This is a genomic window from Mesorhizobium sp. M1E.F.Ca.ET.045.02.1.1 (assembly GCF_003952485.1).
Classification (GTDB): domain Bacteria; phylum Pseudomonadota; class Alphaproteobacteria; order Rhizobiales; family Rhizobiaceae; genus Mesorhizobium.
In genome coordinates this window covers 3,561,197-3,574,050 of the sequence record NZ_CP034447.1, presented here as the reverse complement: position 1 = coordinate 3,574,050, position 12,854 = coordinate 3,561,197, and the positions used below count along the sequence as shown (strand labels likewise).

Here is a 12,854-nt window from a genome sequence, read left to right as displayed (position 1 = left end):
GGATGAGGCGCAAGGTTGCGCTCCGATCGACGCTGCTGATCGCCGCTCCTTTGCTCACGGCCGCCCTGCCGGCTTTGGCTCAGGAAGCGCCGGGCATGATCATTTCGATCGTCGGCGGCCTCGCGCCGGAAGATCTCCTCAATATTCGCGCCACCGCTTCGCCGGGTGGGAAGGTGGAAGCCCGCCTGCCCAACGGCGCGGCCGTGAAGAATTACGGCTGCAAGCTCGTCAACAACTATCCCTGGTGCAAGGTCGAGGATACGCAGGACGCGCACATCACCGGATGGGCACCCGCCCGCTATCTCAGCCCCAACAACCCGGCGCCGGCACCTGAAGATGCCGCCGCGCCGGCGACCGAGGCCGCTGCGCCTCAGGAAGCCGTCGCGCCTCAGCCCTCCGAAGCGCCGACGCCGGACATCGCAGCGCGCCTGGGCGGCAACAAGCCGGCCGATCCGCCATCCGCGGCCGATATCGGCAGGACCGCCATGCAGGATGCCTATGGCCTCGCCTTCGCGGCCTCGGCACATGCTGAATCCGATGCCCCTGCCCCAGATGCCGCCGGCGACATCCCCTGCGCGCGCCATATCGGCCAGCCGATGACGCGCTGCGAGATCAGCGTCGCGCGCAAGGACGGCGACAGCGCCGTGACCGTGACCTGGCCCGATGGCGGCACCCGCGTCATCAATTTCCATGGCGGCCAACCGGCGGGCTCTGACTCGCCGGACGCGTTCCGCTTCACCCGCGAGGGCACGCTGAACATGATCCGCGTCGGTGTTTCCGAGCGTTTCGAGATCACCGACGCGCTGGCACTCGGCGAGTAGGTTTCAGGGGAGTAGGGGAATAGGGGAATAGGGGAGTATGTTTCACAGCACGCCCGAACCTATCCCTTACTCCCTTACTCCCTTACTCCCTTACTCCCTTACTCCCTCATTTTCGGGGTTTCATCCGCCAAAACTCTTCCCTATAAGGCCCTCCTAGCCTGATACCAGAATCGCAAGCACAACCGGCCGGGTCCTCCCCCCGCCCGGTTTTTCGTGCAAGCCGCTCGCCGAACGGAACCCGTAGACATGCCAAGACGCACCGACATCAAGTCGATCCTGATCATCGGGGCCGGCCCCATCGTCATCGGCCAGGCATGCGAGTTCGACTATTCCGGCACCCAGGCCTGCAAGGCGCTGAAGGAGGAAGGTTTCCGCGTCATCCTGGTCAACTCCAATCCGGCCACCATCATGACCGATCCGGAGCTGGCCGACGCCACCTATGTCGAGCCCATTACCCCCGAAGTGGTGGCCAAGATCATCGCCAAGGAGCGCCCCGATGCGCTGCTGCCCACCATGGGTGGCCAGACGGCGCTGAACACCGCGCTTTCGCTGCGCCGCATGGGCGTGCTCGACCGCTACAATGTCGAGATGATCGGCGCCGATGCACATGCCATCGACAAGGCCGAGGACCGCGCCCTGTTCCGCCAGGCGATGAGCAAGATCGGCCTGGAGACACCGCGCTCGATGCTGGCCAACGCCACCGACGTCAAGAACGCCGACCGCAAGACGCATGAGGCCGAGCGCGCGGCGCTCAAGGCGGAGAACCCCGAAAACCTCAATGCGGCACTTGACGCGCTGGAGACGCACTGGAACCTCGGCGAGGGCGACCGCAAGCAGCGCTACATCAGCCACGCCATGGCGATCGCCGCGGAGGCGCTCGACCATGTCGGCCTGCCGGCCATCATCCGCCCGTCCTTCACCATGGGCGGCACCGGCGGCGGCATCGCCTACAACCGCGCCGAATTCTACGACATCGTCCAGTCCGGCCTCGACGCCTCGCCGACCACCGAGGTGCTGATCGAGGAAAGCGTGCTCGGCTGGAAGGAGTATGAGATGGAGGTCGTCCGCGACAAGGCGGACAACTGCATCATCATCTGCTCGATCGAGAACGTCGATCCGATGGGCGTGCACACCGGCGACTCGATCACCGTCGCCCCGGCGCTGACGCTGACCGACAAGGAATACCAGATGATGCGCAACGCCTCGATCGCGGTGCTGCGCGAGATCGGCGTCGAGACGGGCGGCTCCAACGTGCAGTTCGCCGTCAACCCGGCCGACGGCCGCCTGGTGGTGATCGAGATGAACCCGCGCGTCTCGCGCAGTTCCGCCTTGGCCTCGAAGGCAACCGGCTTCCCGATCGCCAAGGTCGCGGCAAAACTTGCCGTCGGCTACACGCTGGACGAGTTGGAGAACGACATCACCGGCGGCGCGACGCCGGCTTCCTTCGAACCGACCATCGACTATGTCGTGACGAAGATCCCGCGCTTTGCGTTCGAGAAATTCCCCGGCGCCGAGCCGGTGCTGACCACCGCCATGAAGTCGGTGGGCGAGGTGATGGCCATCGGCCGCACCTTCCAGGAATCGCTGCAGAAGGCGCTGCGTGGCCTTGAAACCGGCCTGACAGGACTGGACGAGATCGAGATCCCCGGCATCGGCCGCGGGCCTACCGCCGCCAATCACGTCGACGACCGCAACGCCATCCGGGCAGCACTCGGCACACCGACGCCCGACCGGCTGCGCATGGTGGCGCAGGCGATCCGCATGGGCACCTCGCTGGAAGACGTGCACGCCATGTGCAAGATCGACCCGTGGTTCCTCGAACAGATCGCCGGCATCATCGCCATGGAGGAGCGCGTGCGCGAGCATGGCCTGCCTGAGGACGCCGCCAATCTGCGCATGCTGAAGGCGATGGGTTTTTCGGATGCCCGCCTCGCCTCGCTGACGAAGACCGACGCCGAACACGTTCAGAACGCGCGCGAAAAACTCGACGTTCATCCGGTCTATAAGCGCATCGACACCTGCGCGGCCGAGTTCGCCTCACCGACCGCCTATATGTACTCGACCTACGAGGTGCCCTTCGCCGGCCAGCTCTCCAACGAGGCGCGCGTGTCGTCGCGCAAAAAGGTCGTTATCCTCGGCGGCGGCCCGAACCGCATCGGCCAGGGCATCGAGTTCGACTACTGCTGCTGCCACGCGGCGTTTGCGTTGCGCGACGCCGGCTACGAAGCGATCATGATCAACTGCAACCCGGAGACCGTGTCGACCGACTACGACACCTCCGACCGTCTCTATTTCGACCCGCTGACGGCGGAAGACGTGCTGGAGATCCTGCGTGCCGAGCAGGCCTCGGGCGAGCTTGTCGGCGTCATCGTCCAGTTCGGCGGCCAGACGCCGCTCAAGCTGGCCGACGCCCTGGAACAGGCCGGCATCCCGATCCTCGGCACCTCGCCGGACATGATCGACCTCGCGGAAGACCGCGACCGCTTCCAGAAGCTGCTGCACAAGCTCGGCCTCACCCAGCCGAAGAACGGCATCGCCTATTCGGTCGAGCAGGCACGCCTCGTCGCCGGCGAGCTCGGCTTCCCGCTGGTCGTGCGCCCCTCCTATGTGCTCGGCGGCCGCGCCATGCAGATCATCCATGACGAGGGCATGCTGCAGACTTACCTGCTCGACACCGTGCCCGGCCTGGTGCCGGAGGACATCAAGCAGAAATACCCGGCCGACAAGACCGGCCAGATCAACACGCTGCTCGGCAAGAACCCGCTTTTGTTCGACACCTATCTCAAGGGCGCCATCGAGGTCGACGTGGATTGCCTGTGCGACGGCAAGGACACCTTCGTTTCCGGCATCCTGGAGCATATCGAGGAGGCCGGCATCCATTCGGGCGACTCGGCCTGCTCGCTGCCGGTGCACGCGCTGCACCCGGACCTCGTCGACGAGCTGGAGCGGCAGACGGCAAGCCTCGCCCGCGCGCTCAATGTCGGCGGCCTGATGAACGTGCAGTACGCCATCCAGGACGGCACGGTCTATGTGCTGGAAGTGAACCCCCGCGCCTCGCGCACGGTGCCCTTCGTCGCCAAGACCATCGGCCGCCCGATCGCCAAGATCGCGGCCCGCATCATGGCCGGCGAGACGCTGGAAAACGCTTTCGCCCATTACGGCGCGATGCCCGACCCGCGCAATCCCGGCCACATCGCGGTCAAGGAAGCGGTGTTTCCCTTCGCCCGCTTCCCCGGCGTCGACATCCTGCTCGGACCGGAAATGCGCTCGACCGGCGAGGTCATGGGCCTCGACCGCGATTTTGCCCTGGCCTTCGCCAAGAGCCAGCTCGGGGCGGGTGTTGATCTCCCCCGCGCGGGCACGCTGTTCGTCTCGGTCCGCGACGAGGACAAGAAGGGCATCCTGCCGGCGGTCAAGCGCCTCGCCGGCCAGGGCTTCAAGGTGCTCGCCACCTCCGGCACCGCGCGCTTCCTCGCCGAAAACGGCGTGACGGCGGAAAAGATCAACAAGGTGCTCGAGGGCCGCCCGCACATCGAAGACGCCATCCGCAACCGCCAGGTCCAGATCGTCTTCAACACCACCGACGGCCAGAAGGCGGTGTCGGACTCGAAGTCGCTGCGGCGAGCAACGCTGATGCAGAAGGTGCCGTACTATACGACGCTGTCAGGCGCGGCGGCCGTGGCGGAGGCGATTGCTGCGCTACGGGCGGGGAGCCTGGAGGTGACGCCGCTGCAGGAGTATTTTGGGTGAGGCGCCTATCCTTCTCCCCTTGTGGGAGAAGGTGGATCGGCGCGCAGCGCCCGAGACGGATGAGGGGTGCTCCAGCGGAGTGAGATGCTGGTGTTTTCTGGAACACCCCTCATCCGTCGCCTTCGGCGACACCTTCTCCCACAAGGGGCTAGCGTGCGCACACATTTGCTTCGTGCTGTGGTCAAGCGTGAAGAGGCGCCGTCGGAAAATGGCTTGAAGCGGTTGAATTGTATGTGATTCTGTAGCCGCCATTGTTGATTCTGGAGGTTTTGACGATGGCTTCGTTGCTTGGCTACTTCGGCGACCTGCGCCTGCAAAAAAGGGGAGCATGGTTCTGGAGCGCATGTTTGCGCGTGTCAGCACGGGCATGCGCCGGCTGGCCGACACGCGCGCCGAGAAGGTCGCATTCACACGCCTGTTTCGCAATCGCCACGTGAGCACGCAAGAGATCATCCGCACGGCGGCGGCGCGAACCGCCGAACTGGCCGCCGGCCGCCACGTGCTGATCATCGAGGACAGCAGCGAGATCAACTATGAAGCCAAGGCTTCGCGCAAGCGCGGCCTCGGTCGTGTCGGCAATGGCACCGATATCGGGCTGTTCGTGCATCCGGCGTTGGCCGTGGATGCCGTGGACGGCTCGGTCCTTGGCCTTGCAGGCGCCACGATCTGGCGGCGCGAGGCAGAGAAGGCGGATGACTACCAGGCGCTGCCGATCGAAGCCAAGGAAAGCCACAAGTGGATCGGCACCGCCAAGGCGGCATGCCAGGCGCTGACCGACGCGCCGCAGATGACGGTGATCGGCGACCGCGAGGCCGACATCTACGAAGTGTTTGCAAGGCTGCCCGACGAGCGCACCCATGTGCTCATCCGCGCTGTACGGGATCGGGCCTTGGGCACGCGGGGCGAGCGCCTGTTCGGCGCGATCGCCAAGACGCCGGAAGCCGGCCGCATTGCCTTCGAACTGCAGGCCCGACCCGGCCGGCCGGCCCGCACCGTCGAACTGGCCGTTCGCTTCACCGCGGTGAGCTTGCGCCAGCCCCGCCTTGGCGCCGACAGCCGCGATCCGCGCGAACTCACGCTCAACATGGTGGAAGTGCGTGAGATCGATCCACCTTCGGCCAAGGACGCGGTGATCTGGCGGCTGTTGACCACCCACAGCGTCGAAACGCTTGCCGATGCCTGCCGCATCGTCGACCTGTATCGCTCGCGTTGGAGCGTCGAACAGCTGTTTCGGACCGTGAAGTCGCAGGCCATCGATCTGGAGGAAAGTCTCATCGCCGACGGCGATGCACTCGAACGTCTGGCCGCCACCGCTCTGGTCGTCGCCACCAAGGTCATGCAACTCGTACACGGGCGTGGTTCGCCGGGCCAGCGCTTCCAGGCCGCACACCTCTTCGATCCCACCGAGATCACCGTCCTGGAAGTGCTCATCGCCAAGCTTGAAGGCAAGACCCAAAAGCAGAAGAACCCGCACCCCACGCACACGCTCGCCTGGGCCGCCTGGTGTATCGCCAGGCTCGGAGGCTGGAACGGCTACGAAAAGGAACGCCCGCCAGGGCCCATCACCTTCACCCACGGCCTCAGACGCTTCAACGCCATCACAGACGGCTTCGTTCTGGCCTCGCAAAAATGAGCCCGAAGCAAATGTGTGCGCACGCTAGCCCACAAGGGGAGAAGGGGGAGCGTTCCCTCACCCCTGCCCCGGATACGGCACCCCATCCTTGTGCAAAAACCGCCCATCCGAACTCGGGCTCATCATGTCGATGTCGGAGCAGGTGATGACATCGTCCGGATTGCGCGAGCCGACTTCCAGGTAGCGCGCCGTCACCGACGAGCGGTTGATCATGTGGTGGCCGTCGCCGCTGTTCTTGGCGAAGGCAGCACTATCGCCTGCCTTGAGCAGCGTTTCGCCGCCGTCCTCGACCAGCGTCAGCTCGCCCTCCAGCACATAGACGAGCTCATCCTCATGGCTGTGCCAGTGGCGCTGGCTCGACCAGCCGCCGGGTGGCAGCGTCATGAGGTTGACGCCGAAATCCTGCAAGCCGCCGGCGTCGCCCAGGCGCTGGCGCGTGCGTTCCGCACAGGGCTGATCGAAGGGTGGCGGGTAGCCCGAGCCCTTGCGGACGGGCACGGCGGATAGATCGATCTTGGGCATGGCCGATCCTTTCGGGCTCCCCCTTCTCCCCTTGTGGGAGAAGGTGGCCGAGCGAAGCTCGGTCGGATGAGGGGTGCTCCAGCTTGGCGATACGCTATTGTAACCGTCTCATCCGCACAGAGAAGGCACACAGTCGCCGCCGTCTTGTTCCTTCCAACACCCCTCATCCGTCTCGGCGCTGCGCGCCGATCCACCTTCTCCCACAAGGGGAGAAGGTAAGGACCGCTTCACCCCTGATGCGCCACCGCCAGCTCCTTCACATGCTTCTCGTGCATCTTGAGCACCGGCAGCTCCTTCTTGGCGAATTCCTTCATCGCCGGGTCGTCGCCGGACTTCGCATAGGTGCTGAACAGCGCGACGGCGTCCTTGTGCGCGTCGGTCTGCATCTTGATGTACTTCTGGTCGAACTCCTTGCCGCTCGCGCTCTTCAACTCGCCTAGCATCTGCTGTTCCTTGGGCTGCATCCCTGGCCCGGCCGGCTTGATCGAGGCCGTCGTCTGGCCCTGGCTCATCGCCGCCTTGAAGTCATCGCCAGCCTTGGTGTGGTCCTCGATCATCTGCCTGGCGAAGTCCTTCACGTCGTCCGACGCCGACTGCTCCTCAGCCAGCTTGCTCGACTGGATCTCGAATGCGTTGGCGTTGGGCACGGTGGCGACGAAGGTCTGGGTGTCGACCTTGTCCTCGGTCACCATGGGGCCGACCGCATCGGGGCTGGTATCCTCCGATTGGGCAAGGGCGGCCGGCGCGCCGGCAAGCAGCGCGACGGCGGTCGCGGTCAGAAGCGTTTTCATCTCAAATCTCCGATCAGCCCCTCGGATACCCAAACGCGGCATGAGCGCGCCGGTTGCGTGCTAACCTTTCACCCCGCCGGCGGTAAGACCCGAAACGATCTTGCGCTGGAAGATCAGCACCAGCACCACCAGCGGCACGGTGACGATGACCGACGCGGCCATGATGTTGCCCCAGGGAATCTCGAACTGCGAGCTGCCGGACAGCAGCGCGATCGCCACCGGCACGGTGCGCTGCGCGTTGTTGGAGGTGAAGGTCAGCGCGAACAGGAACTCGTTCCACGCGCCGATGAAGGCGAGCATCCCCGTGGTGGCCAGCGCCGGCCACATCAGCGGTAGGAAGACGCGAGTGATGATGATCCAAGGCGTCGCGCCATCGAGGATCGCCGCTTCCTCGATCTCGACCGGCAGGTCGCGCACGAAGGTGGTGAGCACCCAGACGGTGAACGGTAAGGTGAAGATCATGTAGGAGAAGATCAGCGCGATGAGCGAATTGTAGAGGCCGGCCCAGCGGATCATCTCGAACAGACCGGCCAGCACCGCCACCTGCGGAAACATCGAGACCGACAGGATGGCGAGCATCAGCGCCGAACGGCCGCGGAAACGAATCCGCGCCAGCGAATAGGCCGCGGTGACGCCGAGCAGCAGCGATATCAGAACGACCGCGCCCGAGACGACCAGCGAATTCACCAGGTTGCGCAGGAATGTGCCTTCGGTGAGCACATTCCGATAGTTGGCGAGACTGAGCGTCTTCGGCCACAAGCTCGCCTCGAACAGCTCGGTCCCGATCAGGGGGGGGGGGGGGGGGGGGGGGGGGGGGGGGGGGGGGGGGGGGGGGGGGGGGGGGGGGGGGGGGGGGGCGCGAATCGAGGCTGGTCGAGCGATGGCACGGATCGAGCGCTCAGCGAATCCGGCACAGAGCTCGCCGCGCTCGGCCCGATTCAGGCGGTGACGATGGCGTAATAGAACGGGAAGACGGCGATGAAGACGATTCCCGCCACCAGCAGGTAGAAGGCCGCGCGCTTCAGCATTGCCATCAGCGGCCTCCTTCCAGGCTTATCCGGGCGATGCGGATGTAGGAAATGGTGAGCAGCGCGAGGATCAGGAACAGCAGCGTCGAGGCGGCCGAGCCATAGGCGAACTTGTCGAACTCGAATAGGTTCTCGCGCGCGAACACCGACATCGACTTGGTCTGCACATTGTTGGGCGTCAGCACATAGATCAGGTCGAAGATGCGCAGCGCATCGAGCGCGCGGAAGATCACCGCCACCATCACCGCAGGGCGGATCAGCGGCAAGGTCACCCGCCAGAAGATCTGCCACGGATTGGCGCCGTCGAGCCTGGCGACCTCGAGGATCTCGCGCGGCAGCATCTGCAGCGCCGCAAGGATCAAGAGCGCCATGAACGGCGTCGTCTTCCAGATGTCGACGATCAGCACCGCCACCATCGCCGTGTCGGCGCTGGCGATCCAGGCGATCTTGGCATGGATCAGGCCGAGGCCGAGCAGCACGACATTGATGATGCCGAACTGGTCGTTGAGCATCCATTGCCACATCTTGGCCGAGACGATCGTCGGGATCGCCCAGGGAATGAGGATCGCCGCCCTGACGATGCCGCGCCCACGGAACTCGGCGTTGAGCACCAGCGCCACGATCATGCCGAGGATCGTCTCGCAGGTCACCGAGATCGCCGTGAAGCGCACGGTGTTCCAGACGGCGCGCCACCACACCGGATCGACCAGCAGCCCGTCATATATGGTGCGGCCGCTCGGCATGCTGAGCACCGAGAAATAGTTGCCGAAGCCGACCCACTGGCGGGCGTCGAGATCGGACAGCGAGGCATCGGTGAAGCTGAAATAGACCGTGCGGATCAGCGGCCAGCCGGCGACGGCGGCAAGCACCACAAGCATCGGCGTGAGGAACAGCCAGGCCGAGCGTACGCGCTGACGCATCAGTTGCGAGGATGGACGCCGGGCGGTCACCTCGGCTTTCGCCGGCGCGGACCTGCCGGCGCTCGCTCTGCCGGCGACGACGCCGGAGCCTGCCCCCGCAGGCTCCGCGGTCACCAGCCGTTGCCCTTCAGCTTGGTCAGCGTCACTTCGAGATCAGCGAGATTGTCGACGGCGCTGCCTTCGCCCGACAAGGTCTTGTGCACGGCGGTCCAGAACTGGCTCGACGCCTCGTTGTATTTGACCTTGACCGCGGCGGACGGGCGCGGCGCCGCGTTGAGGAAGACCTCTTTCCAGCGCGGGATGATCGGCTGTTCCTTGGCGATGTCGGCATCGTCATAGAGCGCCTGGATGGTCGGCAGGTTGGACGTTCTCAGCGTCCGGTATTTCTGCATTTCGGGCGAGGCGATGAACTTGACCATATCGATCGCCGCGTCTGGGTTTTTCGAATATTTGGAGACGGCAAGATTCCAGCCGCCGAGCGTCGCGGCCGGCCGCGCGCCCTCGTCCGTGCCGGCCGGCAGCGGCGCCACGTCGAACTTGCCCTTGATCGGTGCGTCAGGGCCGTTGCCCAGCGCATAGGCATAGGGCCAGTTGCGCATGAAGACCGCATTGCCGGTCTGCCAGACGCCGCGCGATTCCTCTTCCTGGTAGGCGAGCACGCCGGGCGGCGCGATGGTGCCGATCCACCCCTTGGCCATGTCGAGCGCCGTCGCCGCCTTTGCATTGTTGATGGAGACGGTGCCGTCGGGCTCGATGATCTGGCCGCCGCCATTCGACATCACCCATTCGAGCGCGTCGCAGGTCAGCCCCTCATAGGCGTTGCCCTGGAAGACGAAGCCCCACATGTCCTTGTTGCCGGCGGCCCGCTCCTTGTCCATGACGAGCTTGGCGGTATCGGCCAGCTCCTTCCAGGTGGTCGGCACCTTGGCGCCGTATTTGTCGAGCAGGTCCTTGCGGTAGTAGAGCGCCGGCGCGTCGGTGAAGATCGGCAGCGCGATGAGCTTGCCGTTGACGGTCTGCGACTGGATGATCGACGGGAAATGCGCACCGACGACATCCTTGGTCGCCGCGGTCAGGTCGACGAGCTGGCTGGCGAGCTGCGGCGCCCAGATCACATCGGTCTGATAGACGTCGATGTCGGTGTTGCCGGCGGCGAGCCACAGCTTGTACTGGCCGAACTGGTCGGTCGTCGACGGCGGCATGACGACGATGTTGACCTTGTTGCCGCTCTTCTTCTCATACTGGTCGAGTATCTCGCGCAGCACCTTGATGCCGCTGCCGGTGTCTCCCGACACGATCGACAGGTCGACGGCCCGTGCCGGGGCAGCCGACAGCATGGCGCCGACTGCCAGCGCTAAAAATGCATGGAAAAGCTTCAAGGCGGTGGACCTCCCTTTGGCGCTGGCGACGGAGACCGCGCGCGTCGACAGCCATCAGATGCCCACCCAGCACTTGAATGCGGAGCACCGCTTTGGGTTCCAATATGAGCCATTCGGCATGAACGGCGGCGTGTCGGCCCCTGACCGAAGCGCGCGCAGATGTGCAATCTGGTGGATGGATGGGCGGATTTCAAACGAAAGCGGGCGGGCTCCGAAACCCCCGCCCCGGAGCCCACCTTGGAGTGGCTGACGCATGCCGGCACAGCCTCCTCCGACGCCTTGCCAGCGTCGATCCGCCGATCGGCCGCCCGGCACGACGACGCATTAGCATGCCCTAACGTCAGCCTGTGTGAAGTGGTTCACAATGCCTGCACATGATGATCGCCGCGGCGCCGATGACTGCTGGAAATCGCCAGCCTTTCCAAGCCTAGCCTTCCGGGCCTAGCCTTCCCAGGCGACCGGAACCATGCCCAGCCGCTCGTACAGCCTGAAGGCGGCGGCGTTCTTGACCGTGTTGGTCTTGAGATCGACACGGGCGGCGCCCCTGTCGCGGAAGGTCACGAACACATGCCGCATCAGCGCTTCGCCGATACCATGCCCTCTGGAGTCCGGGTGAACGGCGAGATCCCTGACGAAGCCGGACGTCCGGCAAAGGGCCGCGCCCGCCAGCAGCCCCTTGCCGTCGATGACGAGGAAAAAGAGATCAGGATCGAACTCCGCATTGCCGAGGATGCGCGGCCACCAGTCCTCGAACGGCCCGTCGGTGCCGTCGTCGAACACCTCTTCCAGCAGCGCATGCACGGCCTGCGCATCCCTGTGCTCGAACGGGCGCATGATGAAACCGTCCGGCCAATGCGGCGCGGTCAGCGCATCGTCGAGCAACTTGCGAAGGCGAATGTCGTTGGGCGCCGCGGGGCGAGGACCTGGATTTTCATGCATGGCCAAAACCGCTACTTTTTTGGGCGACATGCGCTGAGGTTGCAACCTCAGGCGTCGGGCGGCAGCCGATGCCGCCTGCGGTCGACGCCTAGGCCCGTCTCCTCGAGCAGGCCCTTGCGCTTGGCGTCGTAATAATAGCCGGTCTGGTAGAGCGTGTCGGCCCGCTTGGCGTTGCCGCCGGAGACCAGCCAGGCGCCGCGCAGATATTTGACCGCGTATTTGAGATTGGTCTCGGCGTCGAACAGACCGGTAGCCGGCCCGTCATAGCCCATGCCGCGCGCCGTGGCGTGCTTGATCTGCATCAGTCCCCAATGGCCGTGATTGTAGGCTTTCGGGTTGAACGTGCTCTCGCGGTTGACGACATAGCGCACCAGATCGACCGGCACTTCGTAGATCACCGAATATTTCTCGATCAGCCGCTCGATCTCGGCGCGTGGGCCCGTGGCGTGCTTTTCGGCCTGGCCCGGTTGCGCAAGCAGCGCCGGGTTCTGCGGCACCACATAGGCGACCTGCTGAACGCCGGGCATGGGGGCCACCTTTGCAGACTGGCCAGTGACCGGCATGGCAACGCCGGCGGTCGCGTAGGTGGCTGCCTGCTTGAGCGAGCCAGGCCCGGTTGGCGACGCGCCGGCCATCAGCACGGGCGGTGGCGGGAACTGGCCGGCGACGGGCGTCGCGCCGGCAAACGCGGCGGGCTGCGCGGGCGGCGGCAGCGGCGCACCAGGCTGCGCGGGCGGCGGCAACTGTCCGCCTGCCGCGGCGGTGGCTGCGGCATCGCCGGTCAAAGCCGCCGTCTGCACCTGAGCAAGGCCGGAAGGCTCCGGCAGCACGGCAACGGTTTCGGGCAACGCGACGGTTGGCGTGTCATCCTCGACGGTCGGCGTCGAAGCCGCCGCAAGCTGGGGCGCAGCCTTCGTCTGCGAGGTCGAGGTACAGCCGCTAAGACCGGCAGCGGCAACGAGCACGCCGATCGCGGTAAGGATGATTTTCGCTGCCAAGCCCTGCAGGTCCGATTGTCGGTTGTTAAAAAGTCCTTACACCAGCGATTCCAAGCGGGCAATCGGGGCCGGT

9 protein-coding genes and 2 pseudogenes are annotated in these 12,854 nt (G+C 65.3%); 3 read left to right on the top strand and 8 right to left on the bottom strand.

What is annotated here, in order from left to right; genetic code table 11:
- Positions 1-2 precede the first annotated feature (2 nt).
- The 3 genes from EJ070_RS17285 (at position 3) to EJ070_RS17275 (ending at position 6,204) form a co-directional block, all read left to right on the top strand.
- Complete coding sequence (locus EJ070_RS17285) at positions 3-821, top strand: SH3 domain-containing protein (protein ID WP_126092453.1); 819 nt, start codon at positions 3-5, stop codon at positions 819-821.
- Positions 822-1,067: 246 nt separating this feature from the next.
- Positions 1,068-4,571: a carbamoyl-phosphate synthase large subunit gene (gene carB / locus EJ070_RS17280; protein ID WP_126092452.1), complete on the top strand. Its 3,504-nt coding sequence runs from the start codon at positions 1,068-1,070 to the stop codon at positions 4,569-4,571.
- 328 nt (positions 4,572-4,899) lie between these two features.
- Positions 4,900-6,204: an IS4 family transposase gene (locus tag EJ070_RS17275; RefSeq protein ID WP_126090276.1), complete on the top strand. Its 1,305-nt coding sequence runs from the start codon at positions 4,900-4,902 to the stop codon at positions 6,202-6,204.
- 57 nt (positions 6,205-6,261) lie between these two features.
- Here the strand turns inward: EJ070_RS17275 and EJ070_RS17270 are convergent, their stop codons facing one another.
- The 8 genes and pseudogenes from EJ070_RS17270 to EJ070_RS17240 form a co-directional block, all read right to left on the bottom strand.
- A complete protein-coding gene (locus tag EJ070_RS17270; RefSeq protein WP_126092451.1) occupies positions 6,262-6,726 on the bottom strand; it encodes a cupin domain-containing protein in 465 nt (154 codons plus the stop codon).
- 227 nt (positions 6,727-6,953) lie between these two features.
- Positions 6,954-7,517 carry a DUF4142 domain-containing protein gene (locus EJ070_RS17265; protein ID WP_126092450.1) on the bottom strand — a complete coding sequence of 188 codons (564 nt, stop codon included), beginning with the start codon at positions 7,515-7,517 and terminating at the stop codon, positions 6,954-6,956.
- Positions 7,518-7,577: 60 nt separating this feature from the next.
- Positions 7,578-8,300 (bottom strand): annotated as a pseudogene (locus EJ070_RS17260) (carbohydrate ABC transporter permease); the annotation flags it as partial.
- A gap of 158 nt (positions 8,301-8,458) precedes the next feature.
- Positions 8,459-8,554, bottom strand: a pseudogene (locus tag EJ070_RS36295) (carbohydrate ABC transporter permease); the annotation flags it as partial.
- Positions 8,551-9,465 (bottom strand): sugar ABC transporter permease, encoded by a 915-nt coding sequence (locus EJ070_RS17255; RefSeq protein WP_126095798.1) that lies wholly within the window; start codon positions 9,463-9,465, stop codon positions 8,551-8,553. The gene EJ070_RS17255 and the pseudogene EJ070_RS36295, both read right to left, overlap by 4 nt.
- Before the next feature lie 110 nt (positions 9,466-9,575).
- Positions 9,576-10,844: an ABC transporter substrate-binding protein gene (locus EJ070_RS17250; protein ID WP_189350556.1), complete on the bottom strand. Its 1,269-nt coding sequence runs from the start codon at positions 10,842-10,844 to the stop codon at positions 9,576-9,578.
- 441 nt (positions 10,845-11,285) lie between these two features.
- Positions 11,286-11,783, bottom strand: coding sequence for a GNAT family N-acetyltransferase (locus EJ070_RS17245; protein WP_126092449.1), 498 nt, complete (start codon positions 11,781-11,783; stop codon positions 11,286-11,288).
- Positions 11,784-11,830: 47 nt separating this feature from the next.
- Positions 11,831-12,781 (bottom strand): lytic transglycosylase domain-containing protein, encoded by a 951-nt coding sequence (locus EJ070_RS17240; RefSeq protein WP_126092448.1) that lies wholly within the window; start codon positions 12,779-12,781, stop codon positions 11,831-11,833.
- Positions 12,782-12,854: the final 73 nt, after the last annotated feature.